The organism is Nonomuraea sp. NPDC050394, assembly GCF_044459065.1.
Classification (GTDB): Bacteria; Actinomycetota; Actinomycetes; order Streptosporangiales; family Streptosporangiaceae; genus Nonomuraea.
Genome location: NZ_JBITIO010000021.1, coordinates 37,338 through 59,060 on the forward strand (window position 1 = coordinate 37,338; position 21,723 = coordinate 59,060).

Here is a 21,723-nt window from a genome sequence, read left to right on the forward strand (position 1 = left end):
GTGATCAGCTGGGAGCAGACCGTCCAGACCGCCCAGAGCATCGCCGCCATCCAGCAGGACGACGGCGGCGTGCCCTGGCCGGAAGGGCACGTCGACGCGTGGAACCACGTCGAATGCCTGATGGCGATGGCCGTCGCGGGCCTGTCGGAGCCCGTCGACCGCGGCTACGACTGGCTGATGCGCCACCAGCGCCCCGACGGCTCCTGGGCGATGAAGATCCAGGACGGCATGGCGGTCGAGCGCGGCGGCGAGTCCAACCACGCGGCGTACGTGGCCGTCGGCGCCTGGCACAACTACCTGGTCACCGGCAAGGACCCCAGCCCTCTCTGGCCGATGGTCAAGCGCGCACTCGACTACGTGGTGGGCCTGCAGACCGCGCGCGGCGAGATCGTCTGGGAACGTGACGCCCGGGGCCGGGCCTCCACCTACGCGCTGCTGACCGGCTGCTCCTCCATCCACCAGGGGCTGCGCTGCGGCGTCCTGCTCGCCGACCACCTCGGCGACCCGCAGCCCCACTGGGAGCTGGCCGCCGACCGCCTCGCCCACGTGCTCGCCTTCCACCCTGAGGCGTTCACCGACAAAAGCCGCTTCTCCATGGACTGGTACTACCCGGTCCTCGGCGGCGCCGTCCGCGGCCGCCCGGCCGCCGAGCTGATCGACCGCGAATGGTCCACGTTCGTGGTGCCGGGCCTCGGCATCCGCTGCGTCTCCGACCAGCCGTGGGTGACCGGTGCGGAGACCTGCGAACTCGTGCTCGCCCTCGACGCCCTGGGCCGGCGCGAGCGCGCCGTCCGCCTCTTCACCGACATGCAGCACCTGCGCCACGACGACGGCTCCTACTGGACCGGCTGGCAGTTCGTCAACCGCAAGCACTTCCCCCACGAGCGCAGCGGCTACACGGCCGCCGCCACCATCCTCGCCGCCGACGCCCTGTCCGGTCTCAGCGGCGGTTCCGGCATCTTCCGCGACATCCACGCCCCCGCCTCACACACCTGCGACTGCACGCTTTCCTCGGGTTAGGACACTTTTCTCCAGTACGGCGAAGCCGCCACGAGCGCAATCGGTTTTGCCGGTTCTTTGCCCCGCGAGGCGGAGCGGCGGCGGGGAATGCCGCAATGGGCTCACTAGCTTCGTGAGTGGCCGTACGAGGCGTCTTCGGGGGAAGCGTGGGCGACACGGGCACAACATCGTTCTTGGATCAGGTCACGATTGAACAGACACTGGCCCCAGCGCGTGGCCTGTGGAGGTTCCTGGAGAAAGATCCGGTCGAGTCTGACTTGGGGCGGCGACGGTTCCGGCTCAGGGCGGGAGCGGCTCCGGGAGTGCTCACGGCGGCCGAGGAAACCTATGTGTACGGCTACAACGCGGTCATCGCCCGGGAGATCCACAAGGTCGGGCGGGTAGCGCGGGAGCGGCAGCCGTTCGCCTGGGAGGGCGCGGCGGCGGCCGCGACCATGCTCGACCTGATCACCATGACTCGGGGCCGGCGCCTGAACGAGCTACTTGCCGGCCCCGCCCAGCTTCACCCGCATGCCGCCCACCTGGGCGCGGGCCGCGCACACGCGTTGCTGCGCCTGCCGCCCACGTGGGGCATGCGGCGGGCCCACCCGCTGCTGCGCTGGCTGGCCATCGACGGCTACGGTTTCCAGCGCAGCATGTCCAAGGCCGACCTCATGGTGGGCGAGCGGGCCATGCCGGAGCTGGCCGTACGCGCGCACTGTGCCATCTTCGACCAGGGCCTCGGGCGGCTCCTCTGGTACCACGACTGCGCCGAGCCCCACGACCTCGCCGCGCACATCCACGCGTACCCGGCATCCCGCCGGGCGGATCTGTGGAGCGGCGTGGCCTTCGCGGCCGTGTACACCGGCGGCGCCGACCTCGACGAACTCGAGCAGCTCGCCGTCTACGCCGGCGCCGACGGCTTCCGCCAGCACGTGGCGCAAGGCGCCGCCTTCGCCTGCGCCGCCTGGCTCACCGCCGGCAGCCTGCCCGGCCACGCCGCCGAGGCCGCCCCGGTCCTCACCGGCGCCCCGGCCGAGGAGGCTGCCGCCTGGACCGACGCCGCGCTCGCCTCCCTCGGCCACGACCCGCACACGCACGACGACTTCCTGACCTGGCGCGCCCAGACCCGCCGCGCGTGGGCCCGCCGCCACCGCACCGACTGACCCTCGCGGAATATACCCCCCGAGGGTAGTCGTTGCGATGGGTGAGGAGGTTGAGCAGATGTTCGACGTGCACGTGATCGAGACGTCCACCCTCGGCGACCGCAGTTACCTGGTCACCGACGGGAAAACGGCCGCGGTGGTGGACCCCCAGCGGGACGTGGACCGGATCCTGGCCCTGGCGGGCAGATTGGGCGTCCGGATCACCACCGTCGCCGAGACCCACCTCCACAACGACTACGTCTCCGGCGGCCTGGAACTGTCCCGGCTGACCGGCGCGGTCTACGCGCTGGCCGACACGGCGGACTTCCCGCACCGGGCACTGCGCGACGGCGACATCCTGGACATCTCTCCCACGCTGCGCCTCAGGGCGTTGCACACCCCCGGCCACACCTTCCACCACCTGTCGTACATCCTCGACCACCACGGCACCCCCGAGGGCGTCTTCACCGGCGGTTCGCTGCTGTTCGGCACCACCGGCCGCCCGGACCTGCTCGGCCACGAGCACACCGAGACCCTCGCGCGCCACCAGCACGCCTCCGCGCGCAGACTCGCCGACGCCCTGCCCGACGGCGCGCGCATCTGGCCGACACACGGGTTCGGCAGCTTCTGCGCGGTCGGTACGGCCGGCGGCGACGCCTCAACCCTCGGCCAGGAGAAACTGGCAAACCCCGCCCTACGGCTCGCCGAGGACACCTTCGTCACCGAAGTCCTGTCCGGCCTGGACGCCTACCCCGCCTACTACGCCCACATGGGCGCGATCAACGCCGCCGGCCCCGCCCCCGTGGACCTGCGCCTGCCCGAACCCGCCACCCCCAAGGACCTGGCCCGGCGCATCGACGCCGGCGAGTGGGTCGTGGACCTGCGCTCCCGCACCGCCTACACGGCCTCGCACCTGATCGGCACCGTGAGCCTGGGCCTGGACGGCAGCATGGCCACCTGGCTCGGCTGGCTGACCACCCGCGGCGCCCCCATCACCCTGATCGGCGCCACCCGCGACTCGGTCGCCGAGGCCCGGCGCGAACTGGTCCGCATCGGCATCGACCACCCGGCCGCCGTGGCCATAGGCACCCCAGAAGCCTTGACCACATCGACCACCCGCCTGGGCTCCCTACGCCGAGCCACCTTCACCGACCTGGCCGACGCCCTGACGACCAACCACCGAACCTCAAGCGACAACGTGGCCGGAGCGAGCGGCGCAGACGCGGCGGCGGATGGCGTGAGCTATGCGGGCAGCACAGGCGGCCCCGACCAAGCGGGCAGCACAAGCAGCGCGGTGGACGAGGCGAGCAGTGCGGGCGCGGCGGCGGGCACCGCAACCGGGGTGAGCGGCGCAGACGCGGCGGCGGATGGCGTGAGCTATGCGGGCGGCACAGGCGGTCACCACGGAGCGGGCGACGTGAGCGGAGTGGCCGGTGGTGGGGATGGCGTGGGTGGAGGGGGTGGAAGGCTGGTTGTGGTGGATGTGCGGTTGGCGGGGGAATGGCGGGATGGGCATGTGACCGGTTCGCTCAACATCCCGCTCCCCCAGCTCACCGCAAGGCTGGCCGAGATCCCGCCGGGTGAGATCTGGGTGCACTGCGGCAGTGGCTACCGTGCCACCGCCGCCGCGTCCCTCCTGGCGAGGGCGGGACGCGAGGTCGTGGTCATCGACGACGCGTTCGCCCACGCCGCCGACCAAGGCGTCCCGGTGTCCGCCTAAAGCCCCGTGCCCGCCTAAGCCCCGAGTCCCCGTGCCCGCCTAAGCCCTGAGTCCCCCGTGTCCGCCTAAAGCCCTGTGCCCACCCGAAGCCCTATGCCCGTCTGGAAGCCCATACATGGTCGCCCAAAAGGCTCCTACGGCCGCGTGAAGCCCGCCCAACAGGGCCGCCCAACAGAGCCTGCCCCGCAGTATGAAAGCCGCTGGGCCGGCCACGTGGGCGACCCGTCCGGGTAAGAGCATGGCCTAGATGCCGGGGCCGACGCGCTCCAGTACCCGTAGCGACCCCTCACTCCCCACTTCCTTGAACGCCCCGGACGACAGCGCGCGCCGATACACCCGGTACGGCGCCTGCCCGCCCTCGGCAGGGTCGGGGTAGATGTCGTGGAACACCAGCGCCCCACCCTCCATCACATGCGGCGCCCACCCCTCATAGTCCGCGGTCACCGGCTCCTCGGAGTGCCCTCCGTCGATGAACAGCAGGGCCAGCGGCGTGTTCCACAACCCGGCCACCTTCCCCGACTGCCCCACCACGGCGATCACCTCGTCCTCCAGCCCGGCCGCGGCGATGGCGGTGCGGAAGGCGGGCAGCGAGTCCATCTTGCCGAAGCGCGGGTCGACCAGCGTCGGGTCGTGGTGGGCCCAGCCGGGCTGGATCTCCTCCGACCCCCGGTGGTGGTCGACGGTGATCACGACGCTGCCGACCTGGCGGGCCGCCGCGCCGAGGTAGATCGCGGACTTGCCGCAGTAGGTGCCGATCTCGCAGATGGGGCCCCGCCCTCCGTACTTCAGGGCGGTGTCGAAGAGGGCGAGCCCTTCACCGGCCGGCATGAATCCTTTGGCATGCTCGGCTGCGTAACGCAAGTCAGGCGGCATCGTCATGGAGAAGCACCCTAGTGGAACCGAACAACATTCCATTGCCCTCTTGTCGGCGATTCTGGAACCTGTTCTACTGGGCAACGTGAATCAGCGCGCGCGCATCGCGATGCCGGAAGCGGACGTCACAGCCCTCATCGAGGGCTCGCGCAAGCTCCAGCTGGCGACCATCAATCCCGATGGCACCCCGCACCTGGTGACCATGTTCTACGGCCTCGACGAGGGCCGGATCGCCTTCTGGACCTACGGCAAAGCCCAGAAGGCCGTCAACCTCGCCCGCGACCCCAGGGTCAGCTGCCTGATCGAGACCGGTGACGACTACGCGGAACTGCGCGGGGTCCTCCTGTACGGCGTGGCCAAGCAGGTCGGCGAGCGCGAGCGCGTGCTGGAGATCGGCATGGAGATCGCCCGCCGGATGACGCCCGGAGTGCCCGACGCGGACCTGCGCCCGTACGTGGAACTGACCGGAAGAAAACGCATCGCATATGTGGTCGAGCGCACCAGGGTGGTCTCATGGGATCACAGGAGGCTCACATGAAGATCAAGGTCGACTACCTGGTATGCGAGGCGAACGCCGTATGCATGGGGCTCGCCCCTGAAGTGTTCGACGTGGACGAGGAGGACAACCTGCACGTCCTTCTCCCCGAGCCGCCAGCCGACATGCAGGACCGGGTACGGCACGCCGTACGTTCCTGCCCGAAAGCCGCCCTCTCCCTAGAGGAGTAACAGGAGGAACCCCCCATGCGCGCCGCCATTCTGCACGCTGTAGGCGACGACAAGCTCGACCTCCGCGATGACGTCACACTGGCCCCGGTCGGGCCGGCGGACGTACGCGTCCGGATCCGGGCGACCGGTGTCTGCCATTCCGACCTGTCGGCCATGTCCGGCGTGCTGCCCCAGCCGGTGCCGCTCATCCCGGGCCACGAGGGCGCGGGCGAGGTGGTCGAGGTGGGTGAGCACGTCACCTCGCTCCAGCCGGGCGACCACGTGATCATCAACTGGCGCCCGTCGTGCCAGGAATGCGCCCTGTGCCTGGGCGGCCAGCCGTACCTGTGCATGAAGTATGTGATCGAGTCGTTCTCCAAGGGCAACTTCCGCATCGGCGGCGACTCCACCGTCTTCGGCATGGCGGGCTGCGGCACCTGGGCCGAGGAGTGCGTGGTGCCGTGGCAGGGCGCGATCAAGATCGACCCGGAGGTGCCGTGGGAGGCGGCCGCGCTGATCGGGTGCGGCATCACCACGGGCGTCGGCGCGGCGCTCAACACCGCCAAGGTGCGTCCGGGCTCCACGGTCGCGGTGATCGGCTGCGGCGGCGTGGGACTGTCGGTGATCCAGGGCGCTCGGGTCTCCGGCGCCCGCGTGATCCTGGCCGTCGACCCGCTGACGTCGAAGCACGAACTGGCCAGGAAGGTCGGCGCCACGCACGCGGTCACCCCCGACGACCTGCCCGGCGCCCTGGCCGAGCTGACCGGCGGCAACGGCTTCGACTACGGCTTCGAGGTCGTCGGCAAGTCCGCGACCATCACCAGCGCGTGGCAGACGACCCGCGCGGGCGGCGACGTGATCGTCGTGGGCGCCGGCGCCATGGACGACATGGTGCAGATCTCCGCGTTCAGCCTGCTGTTCGAGGGCAAGAACCTGCTGTCCAGCATGTACGGCGAGGCCGACGTGCGGCACGATTTCCCCTACTTCGCCGCCCTGTACAAGGCCGGCCAGCTCGACCTGGAGTCGATGATCAGCGCCAGGATCAAGCTGGCCGACCTCAACGACGCCGTGGCCGCGCTGAAGGGCGGCGAGGTACTGCGCCAGATCGTGGTGATGGACTAACGACGGCAGGAAGGGCCGGGGCCGATACCCCGGCCCTTTCGCATGTCAGTTGACGCGCGCCCTCCTATAGTGCAAATTGCCATATAGGAGGTAGCCATATAATGAGGATCTTGGTTGTCGGCGCGGCCGGCCGTACCGGAAAGCATGTGCTCACCCAAGGTGTACGGCGGGGCCACGAGGTCACCGCCTTCGCCCGGACCCCCGAGACGCTGAAAGGGCACGAAGGACTCACCGCCGTGCACCAGGGCGATGCCCGCGACCTGGACGCGGTCCGCACGGCGGTTCAGGGGCAGGACGCGGTGATCGCCGCGGTCGGCGGGAGCGCAATCGCGATCACCCTGATCACCGCGATGCGCGAGAGCGGCCCGCGCCGGCTGGTCATGACCAGCAGCCGGTCGGTCCCGGCGACCAGGCCGCGGCTGCCGGTCGCCCTGGCCTGGCTGTTCCTCCGCGCCGCCTACGTCGACCTGGCCCGCGCGGAGGGCATGCTGCAGGCCAGCGACCTCGACTGGAGCGTGGTGCGCGGGACCATGCTCAACGACAAGCCGGCGGCCGGGCGGGTGCACGTCGACTTCGCGGCCAACGCGACGGGCGGCGCGATGCAACTGTCGCGCGCCGACTACGCGATGGCGCTGCTCGACACGGCCGAGGACGCGGAGCTGATCGGGAAGGCGCTGGGCGTCTGCGGCCCGAAGTGAGGGCTACTCGACCACCAGGTTGACGGGGATGTTGCCGCGGGTGGCGTTGGAGTAGGGGCAGACCTGGTGGGTGGCCTCCAGCAGGGCGTGGCCGGCCTCGGCGGAGATCTCGTCGGGCAGCTCCACGCGCAGCGTGACTTCGAGGCCGAAGCCGCCGGCGCCGTTGGGCACCAGGCCCACCTCGGCGGTCACGGCCACATCGGTGACGTCGAGGTTCTGCTTCTTGCCGACGAGCTGCATGGCGCTGGCGAAGCACGCGGCGTATCCGACCGCGAACAGCTGCTCGGGGTTGGTGCCCGCGCCGGCGCCACCGAGCTCGGCGGGTGGGGACAGCTTGACGTCGAGCTTGCCGTCCGTGGTGACGCCGCGGCCGTCGCGGCCGGAGGCGGTGCCGACCGCGGTGTACAGGGCCTTGCTCATCAGAATGCTCCTCGCAGCAGTTGGAGACAGACAGGTCTGTCTAGATACAGCTGACACTAGACAGACCTGTCTGGTAATGTCAAGGCATGACGAGTCCTGCCCGCCAGCGCATCCTGGATACCGCGACGCGGTTGTTCTATGCCGAAGGCGTACGCGCGGTGGGCATCGACCGGATCATCGCCGAGGCGGGAGTGGCCAAGGCGACCTTCTACCACCACTTCCCGGCCAAGGACGAGCTGGTCACCGCCTACGTGGAGGACCAGGGTCAGCGGCAGCGGGCGATGGCCGACGAGCTGCCGGACGGGTCCGGGCGGGAGCGGCTGCTGGCCATGTTCGAGCGGATGGGCGAGCTCGGGAGCCTGCCCGGCTACCGGGGGTGCCCGTTCATCAACGCCGCGGCGGAGTACCCCGATCGCGCGCACCCGGTGCGCAGGGCCGTCGCCGCCTACCGGGAGTGGTTCCGCGACCTGATGCTCGGCCTGCTCAAGGAGGCGCGACACCCCACGCCGGACACCACCGCCGACATCCTCATGATCGTGCGCGACGGCGTGGCCGTGGGCTTCGACCTCGACGACCCGGCCGTGGTACGCGCCTCGATCCGGGAGACCGCGGAGCGCGTCCTGGGCCCTTCGGGCGGGTGAGAGGCCCTGTGAGAAGGCGAGTGAGAGGCGCTGCGCGAAGCGAGTGAGAGGCCCTGCGAGAAGGTGAGTGAGGCTGGCCGGCCTCGCGAGAAGGCCGGCCGGGTCTCACGTGGTGGAGAAGGCGGCGTCGAAGGCCGTTGCGGGCGGGGTGATGGAGTTCAGGGTGCGAATGAAGCCCAGGGCCTCGCGGGCGCCGTCGAGGCGGTCCATGCCCGCGTCCTCCCACTCGATCGAGATCGGGCCCGTGTAGCCGATGGAGTTCAGCGCCCTGAAGCAGTCCTCCCACGGCACGTCCCCACGCCCGGTCGAGACGAAGTCCCAGCCGCGCCGCAGATCCGCCCACGGCAGGTGTGAGGACAGGCGGCCCCGGCGGCCGTCGCCCACGCGCATCCGGGTGTCCTTGCAGTCCACGTGGTAGATGCGGTCGGCGAAGTCGAGGATGAAGTTCACCGGGTCGATGTCCTGCCACACCATGTGCGAGGGGTCCCAGTTCAGGCCGAAGGCGGGGCGGTGGCCGATCGCCTCCAGTGTCTTCTGGGTCGTCACGTAGTCGTAGGCGATCTCCGACGGGTGCACCTCGTGCGCGAAGCGGACGCCCACCTCGTCGAAGACGTCCAGGATCGGGTTCCAGCGGTCGGCGAAGTCCCGGTAGCCGGCCTCCACCATCGAGGCCGGCACCGGCGGGAACATCGCCACGGTGTGCCAGATCGACGAGCCGGTGAACCCCACCACGGTGTCCACGCCGAGCGCGGCGGCGGCCCTGGCGGTGTTCTTCATGTCCTCGGCCGCGGCCTGGCGCACCGACTCCGGGTCACCGTCGCCCCAGATCCGCGCGGGCAGGATGGCCTGGTGCCGCTCGTCGATGGGGTGGTCGCAGATGGCCTGGCCGACGAGGTGGTTGGAGATCGTCCAGACCTTGAGGCCGTGCTTGTCGAGCTGTTCGAGCTTGCGGGTGACGTACCCGGAGTCCTCCAGGGCCGCGGCCACGTCGAAGTGGTCGCCGGAGCAGGCGATCTCCAGCCCGTCGTAGCCCCACTCCGCCGCCAGCCCGCACACCTCCTCGAAGGGCAGGTCGGCCCACTGTCCGGTGAAGAGCGTGACCGGTCTGGTCATGGGATCTCCTTGTACGCGCCGTTGCTCTGCTCGACCGCCTCCAGCACCCGCTGCACCCGCAGCCCGTCGGCGAACGACGGCGAGGGGTCGGCGCCGGCGGCGATCGCCTCCAGGAAGTCCTTGATCTCGTGGGTGAACGTGTGCTCGTAGCCGAGCCCGTGCCCCGGCGGCCACCACGCCCCGGCGTAGGGGTGGCCGGGCTCGGTGACGAGGATCCGGGTGAAGCCCGCGCCGCCGTCGCTGACCCACAGCTCGTTCATCGCCTCGAAGTCGAAGAACAGGCTGCCCAGCGCGCCGTTCAGCTCGATGCGCAGCGCGTTCTTGCGCCCGGTGGCGAAGCGCGTGGCCTCGAACGAGGCCAGCGCGCCGCCCGACATCCGGCCGACGAACAGCGCCGCGTCGTCCACGGTGACCATGCCCTTGTCCGTACGGCTGCCGCCCTCGAGCGGCCGTTCCTTGACGAAGGTCTCGGTCAGCCCGGTGACGCCCACGACGCGCTGGCCGGTGACGAACTCGGCGGTGTCGATGATGTGCGCCCCGATGTCGCCGAGCGCACCCGAGCCCGCCTTGTCCTTCCGCAGCCGCCACACCAGCGGGAAGTCCGGATCCACGATCCAGTCCTGCAGGTACTGCGCCCGTACGTGCCTGATCTCGCCCAGCCTGCCCTCGGCGACCAGCTGCCTGGCCAGGGCGACGGCGGGCACCCGCCGGTAGTTGAAGGCGACCATACTCCTGCCCGGCCCGCGCGCGGCGGCCTCGGCCATCCGCGTGGCCTCCTCCACCGTGTTGGCCAGCGGCTTCTCACAGATGACGTGCTTGCCCGCGGCCAGCGCGGCGATGGCGATCTCGGCGTGCGAGTCGCCGGGCGTGCAGATGTCGATGATGTCGATGTCGTCGCGGGCGACCACCTCGCGCCAGTCGGTCACCGCCTCCGCCCAGCCCATCTGGGCGGCCGCCGCCTCGGTCGCCTCCTTCGAGCGCCCGCAGATCACCCGCATCTCGGGTTTCGCGGGCAGCTCGAAGAAGGCGGAGACGTTCCGCCACGCCTGGGAGTGGACGCGTCCCATGAAGGCATAACCGATCATGCCTACGCCGTTAATCAAGATTCAAACCCCAATGGCAGGTACTTCTCGACGTTCTCCTTGGTGATGGTCTCCGACGCGAGGGTGATCGACTGGGGCACTTGGTTCTCCACGAGATCGCTCATGCCCTTACCCTGGGCGATCAGTCGAGCGAGCTTGATGGCCGAGGAGGCCATCGTGGGGCTGTAGGTGACCGTGGCCTCAAGGACCGAGGTGCCCGACTGGATCTCCTTCATGGCGTTGAGCGAACCGGCGCCGCCGACCATGAAGAACTCGCTGCGGCCCGCCTCCTTGATCGCGGCGAGCACGCCGACGCCCTGGTCGTCGTCGTGGTTCCACAGCGCGTCGATCTTCTTGTGCGCCTGCAGGAGGCTGGCGGCGACCTGGTTGCCGGTCTCCACGGTGAACTTGGCGTCCTGCTTGGCGGTGACGCTGAAGCCGTACGTCTTGAGCGCGTCGGCGAAGCCCTTGCTGCGGTCCTGTGTGAGCGGGAGCGTCGCGATGCCCTGGATCTCCACGATCACCGGGTTGGCGACGCCCTTGTCCTTGAGCTTCTTGCCGACGTGGTGGCCGGCCGCCACGCCCATGCCGTAGTTGTCGCCGCCGACCCAGGTGCGGTAGGCGAGCTTGTCGGGGAAGACGCGGTCGAGGTTGACGACGGGGATGCCCGCCGCGGTGGCCTGCAGGGCGACCTGGTTGAGCTGCTGGCCGTCGTTGGGCAGGATCACCAGCGCGGCGACCTTGGCCGCGATCAGCGACTCGACCGCGGAGATCTGGGCGTTGATGTCGTTGGTCGGCTCGACCGGCTTGAACTCGATGTCGGTGTACTGCTTCGCGGTCGCCTCGGCGTTCTTGGCGATGGCCGCGATCCAGCCGTGGTCGGCGGCCGGCGCGGAGAAGCCGATGACGACCTTCTCCCCCGGCTGGTCGTTGCCGCTGGCGGCGGGGGCGGGTGCCGGGGCCGCGCTGGTGGGCGCCGCCGCCGGCTGGTTGGAGGTGCAGCCCGTGGCCAGTAATGCGGCACCGCCCAGGCCGCCGATGAGGAATCCCCGGCGCGCGACGTTTTCGGTCATGGTGCTCTCTCCTTGAGGTTGCGCCGCTGGAGAAGGACGGCGACGACGATGATCAGGCCCTTGGCGATCAGCTGGTCGCTGGTGTTGAGGCCGTTGAGGATGAACAGGTTCGTGATGACCGTGAAGATGAGCAGGCCGAGGATCGAACCGACGATGGTGCCCCGGCCGCCGGTCAGCAGGGTGCCGCCGATGATCACGGCGGCGATGGCGTCGAGCTCGTACAGGTCGCCGTGGGTGGACGACCCGGTGGTGGTGCGGGCCATGATCAGGATCGCGGCGATGCCGCAGCACAGGCCGGACAGCGCGTACAGCAGCATCGTGTGCCTGCGTACGTTGATCCCGGCGAGCCTGGCCGCCTCGGGGTTGCCGCCGACCGCGTACGTGCGGCGGCCGAACGTGGTGCGGTTGAGCAGGACCCATCCGAGCACCACGACCAGCGCGAAGATGTAGACCAGCAGCGGGATGCCGAGCACCCGCGTGGTCGACAGCTCCACGATGGCGGTGTTGCCGCTCTGGATGAGCTGGGTCTTGCGGTCGGACATGCGCTGGGCCAGGCCGCGCGCGGCCACCAGCATGGCCAGCGTGGCGATGAACGGCACCAGCCGCCCGTAGGAGATCAGTAACCCGTTGACCAGCCCGGCCCCGGTGCCGACCAGGATCGCGCAGACCGCCATGACGAACGGCCCGTACGACTGCGTGGCAAGCGTGGTCGCCCACACCGAGGCGAGCGCCATGATCGCGCCCACGGACAGGTCGATGCCGCCGCCGATGATGACGAACGTCATGCCGACCGTGATGACGCCGATGGTGGCGGCCAGTGACAGGATGCTGACCAGGTTCGACGCGGTGGCGAAGTTGTCGGGCTTGGTGATCAGGCCGACGATCGCGAGCAGCGCCAGCGCCGCCACCAGCCCGAGGTGGCGGGCCTCGCCGACCCTCCCCCACCAGGCCTCGCGTACGGCGACGCCGCGGGTGTCCACCTTCACGCCGCACTCCCTTCCATGATCATGTCGAGTACCCGGTGCTCGTCGAGACCTTCGGCCGCGCTCTCGTGGATGACCCGGCCCTCGCGCAGCACCAGCACCCGGTCGGCCAGGCCGAGCACCTCGGGCACCTCGCTGGAGACCAGCAGCACGCCGATCCCCTGCTCGGCCAGCTTGCGGATGACCGCGTACAGCTCGGCGCGGGCGCCGACGTCCACGCCGCGGGTGGGCTCGTCGAGCAGGAGCAGCTTGCGCTCGTCGAGCAGCCAGCGGGCCAGCACGGCCTTCTGCTGGTTGCCGCCGGACAGCGTCTTGATCGGGCGTTCCGGGTCGTGGGGGCGGATGTCGAGGGTGTCCACCAGGCGTCTGGCCTCGGCTCTTTCGCGGGCGCGGTCGAGCCAGCCGAACCTGGAGAAGCCGGGCAGCGTGCCGAGGGTGATGTTGGCGGTGACGCTCTGGTCGAGCAGGAGCGCCTGGGCCTTGCGCTCTTCGGGGGCCAGGCCCATGCCCTGCCTGACCGCGGCGACCGCGCTCCTGATCTGCTTGCCCTCCAGCAGGACCCGGCCTGAGCTGGGGCGGGAGCCGTACACCGCCTCCAGGATCTCTGAGCGGCCGGAGCCGACGAGGCCGGCCAGGCCGACGATCTCGCCCGCGTGCACGGAGAAGGAGACGCCGGCGAAGGCGCCCGGCGAGCTGAGGCCCTCCACGCGCAGCACCTCGCGGCCGCGGCCGGAGCCGCGCGGCGGGAAGACGTACTCGACGTTGCGGCCGGTCATCAGGGAGACGATCTGCGAGGTGGGGGTCTCGTGGGCGGGCAGGCCGACGGCGACCGTGCGGCCGTCCTTCAGGACGGTGACGCGGTCGCCGATCTCGCGGATCTCCTCCAGGCGGTGGGAGATGTAGACGACGGCGACGCCCTGGGCGGTCAGCTCGCGGATGATGCGGAAGAGGTTGCCGACCTCGTCGTGGGCGAGGGCGGCGGAGGGCTCGTCCATGATGATCAGGCGGGCGTCGTGGGAGAGCGCCCTGGCCATGGACACGACCTGCTTGGCGGCCGGGGACAGGCGCCCGACCTCGGTGGACGGGCGGATCTCCGGATGGCCGAGCCGGGCGAGCACCGCGGAGGCGGCCCGGTTGGTGGCGGAGCGGTGGACGAAACCCAGGGACGACTTCTCGTGGCCGAGCAGGATGTTCTCCGCCACGCTGAGCCCGTCGACGAGGTCGAGCTCCTGGTAGATGGTGGCGATGCCGAGCCTGATGGCGTCGATGGGGCTGCTCGGGCGTACCTGGCTGCCGCCGAACTCGATCGTGCCCTGGTCGGGCTGGTGCACGCCGGCCAGCACTTTGATCAGCGTGGACTTGCCCGCGCCGTTCTGGCCGAGCAGGCAGTGCACCTCGCCCGCCCGCACGTCGAGATCGACCCCGTCGAGCGCGCGCACGCCGGGGAACTGCTTGACGACTCCCCTGATGACCAGCATGGGCCCTCTCAGGCGTTGATGATCCGGTTGATGTTCTCGGGTGAGAGGTAGTGCTCGATCGCGAGGATGCCCGCGCCCAGAGCGGCCGCGTTCACCCCCGTACGGCTCGGCACGATCGTCAGATGGTGGGTGGCCAGCGGCAGCGACCGGCGGTAGACGGTCTCGCGGATCCCGGCCAGCAGGTGCTCGTGCACGCGTGACAGGGCGCCGCCGATGACGATGACCTCGGGGTTGAAGAAGTTGACCAGGCCGGCCAGGACCTCGCCGATGAGCCGCCCGGCCTCCCTGACCAGCCGCAGCGCCTGGGTGTTGCCGCTCTGCACGAGCCGCACCACGTCGGCGCCGGACTCGGCGGGGAAGCCGAGTTCGGTGAGCCTGCGGGCCAGCGCGGCGCCGCCGGCGACCGCCTCCAGGCAGGCGCTGTTGCCGCAGCGGCAGCCCGCCTCCTCGTGCCCGCTGACCCTGATGTGGCCGATGTCGCCGGCCGAGCCGCTGGCCCCGCGGTGCAGGGCGCCCTCGGTCACGATGCCGCAGCCGATGCCGGTGCCGACCTTCACGAACAGCAGGTGGCCGGTGGCGGCGAAGGCGTTGCGGTGCTCGCCCAGCGCCATCACGTTGACGTCGTTGTCGACCAGGACCGTGGGGCCGTGGAAGTAGTCGGGGATGGGGTAGTCGTTCCAGCCGGGCATGATCGGCGGGTTGTTCGGCCGGCCGGTGGCGAACTCGACCGGTCCCGGCACCCCGATGCCCAGCGACCTGAGCCCGGCGCGCGGCCGGCCCACCTCGGCGAGCAGTTGGTCGACCAGCCGGTCGACCTGCGGCAGCACGGCTTCCGGGCCTTCGGCGATGTGCAGCGGCTCCTCGGACTCGCCCAGGACGGCGCCGGTGAGGTCCATGAGCGCGACGCGGCAGTGGGTGGCGCCGAGGTCGACGCCGGCGACGCTGTGTTCGTCGGTGTGCAGGCGCAGCTGGCGCGGCGGGCGTCCGCCGGTGGATTCGCCGCTGTCGCTCTCCTCCACCAGGCCGCGCTCGATGAGCGCGTCGACCCGCTGGGAGATGGTGGATCTGGCCAGGCCGGTGACCCGCGCGAGGTCGGAGCGGGTCGTGGCCGACCCGGCGCTGATCAGGGTCAGCACGTCGCCCGGAGAGCCGGGAGGTGAGCTCATGCGCCGACCATAGGAGCACTCGTCGGTCAGAAGCAAGACCCTGATCCAACAAACCTGGCGGACTTACGCCGATGATCGAACAAAGTCCCGGCCAGGACCCAAAGGCGCAAAAGAGAATGAGAATCTGGTTTCACAGATGCGGAGAGCACGCATAGTAAATGGCGATGCACCCGTAAGGAGCGTCGGTTCACCAGGCGGGTTCTGACCTCACCGAAATGCACACTTAAAAGCGTCAGTAAGCCGAAAAAACAAACAAACACCTAATAGTTAAGCTATACCTCTGCAACGTCCTGGCTTTTCGACCCCTAAGCCATTAGTCAGGATGTAGTCGTACATCACGCTGTGTTCCGAAAGGATGCCGGTGATCCGTACTTTGCTCGCTGAGGACATGGAGCTCGTCCGCGGGGCGATCGTGGCCCTCCTCGCCTACGAGGAGGACATCGAGGTCGTCGCCGAAGTGGACCGAGGTGACCACATCCTCGAAGCCGCGCGGGCCACCAACCCCGATGTGGCCGTGATCGACCTGGTGATGCCAGGAGCGGACGGGTTGGAGGCGGCACGCGAGCTGCGCGAGGCCCTGCCCGGCTGCGGGGTGCTGATCCTCACCGCGGTCGGCACGCCCGCCATGCTGAAACGGGCTTTAGACGCGCGGGTGCGCGGGTTCCTGGCCAAGGACGCGCCACCCGCGCAGCTGGCCGACGCCATCAGAAAGGTGGCGGCCGGCGGGAGCGTGGTGGACTCCTCACTGGCCATCGCCGCCATGACCACCCCGGACACGCCGCTGACCTCCCGCGAACTCGACGTGCTGACCGCCGCGGCCGACGGCTCGTCCGTCTCGGAGATCGCCGGTTCGCTCTTCCTCGCGGAGGGCACCGTGCGCAACTACCTCAGCCGCACGCGCTCCAAGCTGAGCGCGCGCAGCAGCATCGACGCCATCCGCATCGCCCGCGAATCAGGCTGGATCTGACGGCAGCGGAAGACCGGTGTGCTCGGCGAGGAAGGCCAGCGCGTCCGCCGCCAGCGCCACCGAACGGCTGACGGCCCTCGCGCCGTGGCCGACGTCGCCCTCGTGGCGCAGCAGCAGCGGCCGGCCCCCCGCGTCCGCCCGCTGCATCGCCGCGCACATCTTGCGCGCGTGCGCGGGATCGACGCGAGTGTCCTCGCCGAAGACCGTGAACAGCGTCGCCGGGTAGGCCGTGCCCTCGGCCACCCGGTGGTACGGGGAGTAGGCCAGCAGCCAGGCCAGCTCCTCCGGGCGCTCGGCGGTGCCGTACTCCTGCTTCCAGGACGCGCCGAGGCCCGAGCGCTCGTAGCGCGTCATGTCGAGGATCGGCGCCGAGCAGACCGCGGCGGTGAACAGCCCGGGGTATTGCGTCAGCATGCCGCCGATGAGCAGCCCGCCGTTCGACTCGCCCCAGATGCCCAGCTGGGCGGGGGTGGTCCAGCCGTCGGCGACCAGCTTCTCGGCCGCGGCGGCGAAGTCGTCGAAGACGTTCTGCTTGTGCTCGCGCATGCCCGCGCGGTGCCAGGCCTCGCCCTCCTCACCGCCGCCCCTGATGCCGGCGACCGCCAGCACGCCACCCGCCTCGATCCAGGCCACCGAGTCGGCGGCGTAGCCGGGCGTCAGCGACATCCCGAAACCGCCGTAACCGGTCAGGATCGCCGGGCGCGGCCGGCCGTCGCCCGGCATGGCGACCACGGTCATGCGCACCTCGGTGCCGTCACGCGAAGTGAACGTCACCTGCCTGCTCACCACGCCCGGCACCGGCAGGCTCGCCTCCCACGCGGTGAGCGAGCCGTCCTTCGCGTCATAGCGCCACACACCCGCGGGCGTGACGGCGTCGGTGTAGAGGAACCACGCCTCGTGCCCGCCCTCGGGCCGCGCGGTGAGCGGGCCGACCGTCCCCGCGCCCGGCAGCTTCACCGGTACGGCCGGCCGCCCCGTGTCCAGTTCGTGCACGACGACCTCGGCGACCGCGTGCCGTACGCGGGAGACCAGCAGCCGGTTGCCCTCCAGGATCGTGAACGCGGCCAGCACCGACTCCGGGTCCTCTGCCACCAGGTCCTTCCACGCGTCGGGACGCTCCGGGTCGGCCACGCACAACCGCCGGCGCGGCGCGTCGCGGTCGGTCAGGATGTAGAGCCGCCCGTCCGCGCCGACCGCCGCCACGCTCCTGGCCGATCCGGCGGGCTGCACCCGCCGCCGCTCACCACTGGCCAGATCGGTCAGCCACAGCTCGTTCGGGGTGCTCGGGCCGGGAGCGGCCGACAGCGTGAGCCAGCGGCCGTCCGCGCTGAGCGTCAGCCCGTAGGAGCCGGCGCCGTCGGCGGTGAAGACCTCTTCGTCGGGCTCCCGTGAACCGATCCGGTGCAGGAAGACGCCGGTGCGGGCGCGGACGTAGTAGAAGGCCGCGCCGTCGGGCAGCCAGGCGACCGGCGAGTACCGGCAGTCGCCGATCGGTCCGTCCACGTCCGCGCCGGTCCTGACGTCCATGACGCGCAGCTCGGCCCGTTCCTCGCCGCGCCGCGACAACTGGTAGGCCAGCAGGGTGCCGTCCGGTCCTGGCTGCCATTCGTCGAGAGTGGTCAGGCCGGTGGGGTCCAGGCGCATCGGGTCGAGCAGGACCTCGTCGTCGCGGTAGAGGACGGGGTGTTCCTGGTCGGCCGCGCGGCGCTCCACGAAGCGGTGCTCGCCGCGCCAGACGGGCGGGGTCGCGATGCCGGTACGGCTCAGCTCGCCCAGCCGGGTCAGCATGCGCTCGCGCCAGGGGAGGGCGGCGGCGTGCTCGCGCCAGAGAGCCTCCTGGGCGTCGAGCCAGGTGACGGTGGCGGGGTCGGCCGGGTCTTCGAGCCACCGGTAGGGGTCGGGGATCCGGTGGCCGTGGAGCTCGTCGACCAGCGGCAGCCGGGATGCGTCCGGATATTTCATGAAAGCTGGGCCTCCTCGCGGGTGGTCTCCCAGTGACCGACCAGGTCGGCGTAGAGCGGTGCCGCCGCGACGAGCTCCTCGTGGGTGCCCATGCTCGCCCGGGAGCCGTCGAGCAGGAGAACCCGTCCCGCCCTGCGGGCCGAGGTGAGCCGGTGGGCCACGACGATCAGCGTGCCGCCCCGCCGTACGAACGCCTGCTCGGCCCGCTCCTCCGCGGCCGGGTCGAGATGGCAGGTGGCCTCGTCGAGCATCACCAGGCGGGCCTCGGCCAGATGGGCTCTGACCAGGGCGATGAGCTGCCGCTCCCCCGCGGACAGGCCGCCCGGGTCCAGGTCGGCTTCCAGGCCGCCCAGGCGCTCGATCAGCTCGTCGGCGCCCACCTCGCAGGCGGCGGCCAGGATGCGCTCCGGCGGGGCGTCGGACAGGTAGGCCAGGTTCTCGCGCAGCGAGCCCCGGAAGGCGTAGGCCTCCTGGGGGATGAGAACCCTGGTGCCCGGGTCGGCCAGGTGGGCGGGGACTCCGGCCACGGTGACCGTTCCGGCGCCGGGGTGCAGCAATCCCGCGGCCAGGGCGGCCAGCGTGGACTTGCCCGCGCCGCTCGGGCCGACGATCGCCAGGTGCTCGCCGTCCCGGACCTCCAGGTCGAGGTCCTGGACGACGGGGTCGGCGTGCTCGCCGTACGAGAAGACCACGCCCTTGAACGCGAGCGCGGGCGGGTCGTCCGCGGCGGGCGGGGCGATTTCGGGGGAGGTGGTGCGTTCTGGGGAAGTCGTGTGGAGGATGCGGCCGAGGGAGGCGAACAGGCGTACGCCGCTGACGCCGACGCCTTCCACGAGGCCGCCGAGGGCCGGGGCGAGCGACTGGGTGACGTAGGCGAGCGCGCCCACGATCACGCCGGCGCCGAGCGTGCCGCCCGCCACCCACGGCCCGCCGACCAGGATCAGGACGACCGGAGCCCACGCGCCGACGCCCAGGGCGGCGGTGCGCAGCGCGGTCATCCCGGCCAGGCGCCCGGCCGAGCGGGCCTGGGCTGCTATGCGGCGGCCGACGAGAGCCTCGACGCGTGCCTCCGCGCCGCAGGCGGTGACGTCGCGCAGGCCGCCGGTCACCGAGACGAGGGTCTGGGCGGTGCGCTCGTCGGCTTCGAGATAGGCGCGCTGGCGGCGGTACAGGGCGGGCAGGGAGAGGGTGAACAGCACCGCCCCCAGCACGAACGGCGGCACCACCAGCACGGCCAGCGCCGGATGCAGCGCGACCAGCCCGAGCACCGCGCCCGCCGCCGTGAACGCGAACCCGCGCACGACGGTGACCACCGCCGCGAAGGCGTCCCTGGCCAGCTCGACCTGCAGGTTGATCCGGGCGACCGCGCTCGCCGGCGCGTCCTGCGGCCCCTCGCACAGCGCCCCGCGCACGGCCAGCGTCAGCAGGTCGTCACGGAACGGCTCGGCCACGGCGGCCACAGCCAGGATCACCTGCCGCGCCGCGAACGCCGCCAGCAGCCACGCCGCCCCGAGCGCCGCCAGCCAGGCCAGACCGACGTCCACACGTCCGGCGGCGAAGCCGTCGTCGATGGCGCGGGCGATCGCCAGCCCGATGAGGAAGGCGGGCGCCACCTCGACCACCGACCAGCCCGCGATCCTGGCCAGCGCCCTGGGCCGGGCACGCAACGCCGTCCACACCACCCGGCCGGGCTTCATGACGCGACTCCGGCGTGCTCGAAGACGGCCCGGTATCCGGGGTCCTTCCACAGGCTGGCGTGGGGGGCGTGGCCGCGTACCCGGCCGCCGTCCAGCCAGATCACCCGGTCGGCGCGGGCCGCGGTGGCGGCGCGGTGGGTGACGACCAGCCGCGTACGCCCGCCGAGCTCACCGGTCAGCGCCTCGCCCACCTGCTGTTCCGTCAACGTGTCGAGGCCGGAGGTGGCGTCGTCCAGCACGAGGAAGCGGCCGCCCTGGGCGAAGGCGCGGGCAAGGCCCACCCGCTGGCGTTCGCCGCCGGACATGGGCGCGCGCTCCAGCGGTGTCAGGAAGCCCTGGGGAAGCCGGGACAGGAATCCGTCGGCCCGTGCGGCCCGTGCCGCCCCTTCCGCGGCGCCGGCCGGGGCCCGGCCGAACTCGATGGCCTCTTCCACGGTCTCCCCCAGCAGCACCGGGCGTTCGAAGGCGTACGCGACCGCCTGGCGAAGGGCGGAGGGCGACAGCTCGCGCAGGTTCACCCCGTCCAGCGACACCGTGCCCCGTTCCGGATCGGTGAGCCGCCCGGCCAGCGCGGCCAGCGCGGACTTGCCCGCTCCGGAACGCCCGACCACGGCCGTCACCGACCCGCCGGGCAGCACCAGGTCGCCGACCTCCAGGCCGCCCGCGGCCACGGCGCGGAACTCCACGGTCCCGTCGCCGGGAGGCAGTGTGGCCGCGCCCGTCTCCGTCTCCCGCTCGTCCAGGACCTCGGCCACGCGGTCGGCCGCCGCGCGCGCCCTGGCCAGCCTGGCCACGAAGCCGAGCGCGCCGCTCAGCGCGGCGCCGAGTACGGCGTACCGGGCGGCGGCGTAGAGGTCGCCGACGGTGATCTGCCGGGAGGCCAGCAGGAACCCGCCCATGGCGAGCACCGCCACCTCCAGCACCGGCACCATGATCCCGGCCCTGACCCCGGCGCCCGCCGTGGCCCGCCAGAGGGCCAGACCGTGCGCGCGCAGCGTGGGCAGCGGCGTCAGGACCCGGCGTACCTCGCGCTCCTCGGTCCCGGCGGCGGCGATCGTCCTGGCTCCGGCGAGCGCGTCGACCAGGCGGGTGGCGATCTCGCCCTGCGTCTCCTGGTAGGCGGCGGCGATCTCGCCGCTGGCGCGCATGAAGGCGCGCAGCACGAACATGATGGCGACGAGACCGGCGGCCAGGGTGAGCGTGAGCCGGGGGTCGATGAGGGTGAGGGCCACGAGGCCGCCGATGGTCGGCACCAGCAGCGTGATCACGCTGACGGCCGCGTCCGGCGCGCCGCCGAGCTCCTCGGCGTTCAGTCCCGCTCTGGTGACCAGGTCGCCCTGGCCGAAGCGGCGGGTCATTCCCGGGCCCACGCCCAGCACGCGCCGCATGAGCGCCCCGCGCATCCGGGCCGCCGCGGCGGCTCCGCTCACGCCGCGGGACCAGACGGACAGGCTTTCGCAGACCATGATCACGGCTACCGCGCCGACGGCGGCGGTGAGCCAGGTGGTGCGGTCCTGGCCGTCGATGGTCCGTCCGATCAGGTACGGCAGGGCCAGCTCGGCCGCGGCCCCGGCGGTCGCCGTGAACGCCAGCACGAGGGGCCAGGGGCCGCTGCGCCGTACAGCATCCAAGACGAGCCGATCACCAGACCGCACGGTGTTCCTTTCGGTCTAAATCCTTATCGCTCGAAACTCGGAATCCCGGGACGTCCTTCGCAGACGCCCCGGGACCCCATTTACTTTCTTAGTGGCACAGAGCGACGCTGAGGTTGCTCGGCTTGCCGGAGTGGCACGAAAGGATGGTAAGCGTGCTGCCGCCGCTGGCGACGTCGCTGCTTGCCGGTGCCTCCAGGCCCTGAAGGTCGAGGAGAGTCATGTTG

The 21,723-nt window shown here is 71.2% G+C and carries 21 protein-coding genes; 9 read left to right on the forward strand and 12 right to left on the reverse strand.

Going from position 1 to position 21,723, the window contains the following annotated elements:
* From ACIBKY_RS48475 to ACIBKY_RS48485, 3 genes are all read left to right on the forward strand, one after another.
* Positions 1 to 1,020: a prenyltransferase gene (locus ACIBKY_RS48475; RefSeq protein ID WP_397108312.1), complete on the forward strand. Its 1,020-nt coding sequence runs from the start codon at positions 1 to 3 to the stop codon at positions 1,018 to 1,020.
* A 146-nt stretch (positions 1,021 to 1,166) separates the two neighbouring features.
* Positions 1,167 to 2,165, forward strand: coding sequence for a DUF1702 family protein (locus tag ACIBKY_RS48480; RefSeq protein ID WP_397108314.1), 999 nt, complete (start codon positions 1,167 to 1,169; stop codon positions 2,163 to 2,165).
* Between the two features lie 37 nt (positions 2,166 to 2,202).
* Positions 2,203 to 3,864, forward strand: coding sequence for a rhodanese-like domain-containing protein (locus tag ACIBKY_RS48485; protein ID WP_397108316.1), 1,662 nt, complete (start codon positions 2,203 to 2,205; stop codon positions 3,862 to 3,864).
* Positions 3,865 to 4,107: 243 nt separating this feature from the next.
* On the opposite strand, the gene ACIBKY_RS48490 is transcribed toward ACIBKY_RS48485, so the two are convergent.
* Positions 4,108 to 4,737, reverse strand: a complete 630-nt coding sequence (locus ACIBKY_RS48490) for a class I SAM-dependent methyltransferase (protein WP_397108490.1) — start codon at positions 4,735 to 4,737, stop codon at positions 4,108 to 4,110.
* Positions 4,738 to 4,822: 85 nt separating this feature from the next.
* On the opposite strand from ACIBKY_RS48490, the gene ACIBKY_RS48495 reads away from it, so the two are divergent.
* From ACIBKY_RS48495 to ACIBKY_RS48510, 4 genes are all read left to right on the forward strand, one after another.
* Positions 4,823 to 5,275, forward strand: coding sequence for a pyridoxamine 5'-phosphate oxidase family protein (locus ACIBKY_RS48495; RefSeq protein ID WP_397108318.1), 453 nt, complete (start codon positions 4,823 to 4,825; stop codon positions 5,273 to 5,275).
* Positions 5,272 to 5,463, forward strand: coding sequence for a ferredoxin (locus ACIBKY_RS48500; RefSeq protein ID WP_184972597.1), 192 nt, complete (start codon positions 5,272 to 5,274; stop codon positions 5,461 to 5,463). Before ACIBKY_RS48495 ends, ACIBKY_RS48500 begins: the two co-directional genes overlap by 4 nt.
* A 15-nt stretch (positions 5,464 to 5,478) precedes the next feature.
* Complete coding sequence (locus ACIBKY_RS48505) at positions 5,479 to 6,564, forward strand: Zn-dependent alcohol dehydrogenase (RefSeq protein ID WP_397108320.1); 1,086 nt, start codon at positions 5,479 to 5,481, stop codon at positions 6,562 to 6,564.
* Positions 6,565 to 6,665: 101 nt separating this feature from the next.
* Complete coding sequence (locus tag ACIBKY_RS48510; protein WP_397108322.1) at positions 6,666 to 7,262, forward strand: NAD(P)-dependent oxidoreductase; 597 nt, start codon at positions 6,666 to 6,668, stop codon at positions 7,260 to 7,262.
* A 3-nt stretch (positions 7,263 to 7,265) separates the two neighbouring features.
* Here ACIBKY_RS48510 and ACIBKY_RS48515 read toward each other — a convergent pair whose 3' ends face one another.
* Positions 7,266 to 7,682, reverse strand: a complete 417-nt coding sequence (locus tag ACIBKY_RS48515) for an organic hydroperoxide resistance protein (RefSeq protein WP_397108324.1) — start codon at positions 7,680 to 7,682, stop codon at positions 7,266 to 7,268.
* 86 nt (positions 7,683 to 7,768) lie between these two features.
* Between ACIBKY_RS48515 and ACIBKY_RS48520 the strand changes: the two genes are divergently transcribed.
* Positions 7,769 to 8,323 (forward strand): TetR/AcrR family transcriptional regulator, encoded by a 555-nt coding sequence (locus tag ACIBKY_RS48520; RefSeq protein WP_397108326.1) that lies wholly within the window; start codon positions 7,769 to 7,771, stop codon positions 8,321 to 8,323.
* Between the two features lie 105 nt (positions 8,324 to 8,428).
* Here the strand turns inward: ACIBKY_RS48520 and ACIBKY_RS48525 are convergent, their stop codons facing one another.
* Genes ACIBKY_RS48525 through ACIBKY_RS48550 form a run of 6 tightly spaced genes read right to left on the reverse strand, consistent with a single transcriptional unit; the run spans position 8,429 to position 15,218 of the window.
* On the reverse strand, positions 8,429 to 9,436 hold the full coding sequence (locus tag ACIBKY_RS48525; RefSeq protein WP_397108328.1) for a sugar phosphate isomerase/epimerase family protein: 1,008 nt from the start codon (positions 9,434 to 9,436) through the stop codon (positions 8,429 to 8,431).
* Entirely contained in the window at positions 9,433 to 10,521 is a 1,089-nt protein-coding gene (locus tag ACIBKY_RS48530) for a Gfo/Idh/MocA family protein (protein WP_397108330.1), read from the reverse strand. Before ACIBKY_RS48530 ends, ACIBKY_RS48525 begins: the two co-directional genes overlap by 4 nt.
* Before the next feature lie 14 nt (positions 10,522 to 10,535).
* The gene (locus ACIBKY_RS48535) at positions 10,536 to 11,591 is read right to left on the reverse strand and encodes an ABC transporter substrate-binding protein (protein ID WP_397108332.1); all 1,056 of its coding nucleotides are present in this window, start codon (positions 11,589 to 11,591) and stop codon (positions 10,536 to 10,538) included.
* The gene (locus tag ACIBKY_RS48540) at positions 11,588 to 12,577 is read right to left on the reverse strand and encodes an ABC transporter permease (RefSeq protein ID WP_397108334.1); all 990 of its coding nucleotides are present in this window, start codon (positions 12,575 to 12,577) and stop codon (positions 11,588 to 11,590) included. Before ACIBKY_RS48540 ends, ACIBKY_RS48535 begins: the two co-directional genes overlap by 4 nt.
* Positions 12,574 to 14,052, reverse strand: a complete 1,479-nt coding sequence (locus ACIBKY_RS48545; RefSeq protein WP_397108336.1) for a sugar ABC transporter ATP-binding protein — start codon at positions 14,050 to 14,052, stop codon at positions 12,574 to 12,576. The genes ACIBKY_RS48540 and ACIBKY_RS48545 overlap by 4 nt, the downstream gene beginning before the upstream one ends.
* Positions 14,053 to 14,060: 8 nt before the next feature.
* Entirely contained in the window at positions 14,061 to 15,218 is a 1,158-nt protein-coding gene (locus tag ACIBKY_RS48550; RefSeq protein ID WP_397108338.1) for an ROK family protein, read from the reverse strand.
* A 361-nt stretch (positions 15,219 to 15,579) separates the two neighbouring features.
* Between ACIBKY_RS48550 and ACIBKY_RS48555 the strand changes: the two genes are divergently transcribed.
* Positions 15,580 to 16,185, forward strand: a complete 606-nt coding sequence (locus ACIBKY_RS48555; protein ID WP_397108340.1) for a DNA-binding response regulator — start codon at positions 15,580 to 15,582, stop codon at positions 16,183 to 16,185.
* Here the strand turns inward: ACIBKY_RS48555 and ACIBKY_RS48560 are convergent.
* The 4 genes from ACIBKY_RS48560 to ACIBKY_RS48575 all read right to left on the reverse strand — a co-directional run bounded on the left by ACIBKY_RS48560 (position 16,171) and on the right by ACIBKY_RS48575 (position 21,719).
* Positions 16,171 to 18,147, reverse strand: coding sequence for a prolyl oligopeptidase family protein (locus tag ACIBKY_RS48560; protein ID WP_397108342.1), 1,977 nt, complete (start codon positions 18,145 to 18,147; stop codon positions 16,171 to 16,173). The genes ACIBKY_RS48555 and ACIBKY_RS48560 overlap by 15 nt on opposite strands.
* A complete protein-coding gene (locus ACIBKY_RS48565; protein WP_397108344.1) occupies positions 18,144 to 19,844 on the reverse strand; it encodes an ATP-binding cassette domain-containing protein in 1,701 nt (566 codons plus the stop codon). Before ACIBKY_RS48565 ends, ACIBKY_RS48560 begins: the two co-directional genes overlap by 4 nt.
* Positions 19,841 to 21,499, reverse strand: coding sequence for an ABC transporter transmembrane domain-containing protein (locus ACIBKY_RS48570; protein ID WP_397108346.1), 1,659 nt, complete (start codon positions 21,497 to 21,499; stop codon positions 19,841 to 19,843). Before ACIBKY_RS48570 ends, ACIBKY_RS48565 begins: the two co-directional genes overlap by 4 nt.
* A gap of 88 nt (positions 21,500 to 21,587) precedes the next feature.
* Positions 21,588 to 21,719 (reverse strand): SapB/AmfS family lanthipeptide, encoded by a 132-nt coding sequence (locus ACIBKY_RS48575; RefSeq protein ID WP_397108348.1) that lies wholly within the window; start codon positions 21,717 to 21,719, stop codon positions 21,588 to 21,590.
* Between the last annotated feature and the right edge of the window lie 4 nt (positions 21,720 to 21,723).

Excerpts from the sequence above, each read along its gene's own strand:
- ACIBKY_RS48485 (WP_397108316.1), top strand. The coding sequence starts at position 2,203 with ATGGGTGAGGAGGTTGAGCAGATGTTCGACGTGCACGTGATCGAGACG.
- ACIBKY_RS48490 (WP_397108490.1), bottom strand. The coding sequence starts at position 4,737 with ATGCCGCCTGACTTGCGTTACGCAGCCGAGCATGCCAAAGGATTCATG.
- ACIBKY_RS48500 (WP_184972597.1), top strand. The coding sequence starts at position 5,272 with ATGAAGATCAAGGTCGACTACCTGGTATGCGAGGCGAACGCCGTATGC.
- ACIBKY_RS48505 (WP_397108320.1), top strand. The coding sequence starts at position 5,479 with ATGCGCGCCGCCATTCTGCACGCTGTAGGCGACGACAAGCTCGACCTC.
- ACIBKY_RS48510 (WP_397108322.1), top strand. The coding sequence starts at position 6,666 with ATGAGGATCTTGGTTGTCGGCGCGGCCGGCCGTACCGGAAAGCATGTG.
- ACIBKY_RS48515 (WP_397108324.1), bottom strand. The coding sequence starts at position 7,682 with ATGAGCAAGGCCCTGTACACCGCGGTCGGCACCGCCTCCGGCCGCGAC.
- ACIBKY_RS48520 (WP_397108326.1), top strand. The coding sequence starts at position 7,769 with ATGACGAGTCCTGCCCGCCAGCGCATCCTGGATACCGCGACGCGGTTG.
- ACIBKY_RS48525 (WP_397108328.1), bottom strand. The coding sequence starts at position 9,436 with ATGACCAGACCGGTCACGCTCTTCACCGGACAGTGGGCCGACCTGCCC.
- ACIBKY_RS48530 (WP_397108330.1), bottom strand. The coding sequence starts at position 10,521 with ATGATCGGTTATGCCTTCATGGGACGCGTCCACTCCCAGGCGTGGCGG.
- ACIBKY_RS48535 (WP_397108332.1), bottom strand. The coding sequence starts at position 11,591 with ATGACCGAAAACGTCGCGCGCCGGGGATTCCTCATCGGCGGCCTGGGC.
- ACIBKY_RS48545 (WP_397108336.1), bottom strand. The coding sequence starts at position 14,052 with ATGCTGGTCATCAGGGGAGTCGTCAAGCAGTTCCCCGGCGTGCGCGCG.
- ACIBKY_RS48550 (WP_397108338.1), bottom strand. The coding sequence starts at position 15,218 with ATGAGCTCACCTCCCGGCTCTCCGGGCGACGTGCTGACCCTGATCAGC.
- ACIBKY_RS48560 (WP_397108342.1), bottom strand. The coding sequence starts at position 18,147 with ATGAAATATCCGGACGCATCCCGGCTGCCGCTGGTCGACGAGCTCCAC.
- ACIBKY_RS48565 (WP_397108344.1), bottom strand. The coding sequence starts at position 19,844 with ATGAAGCCCGGCCGGGTGGTGTGGACGGCGTTGCGTGCCCGGCCCAGG.
- ACIBKY_RS48575 (WP_397108348.1), bottom strand. The coding sequence starts at position 21,719 with ATGACTCTCCTCGACCTTCAGGGCCTGGAGGCACCGGCAAGCAGCGAC.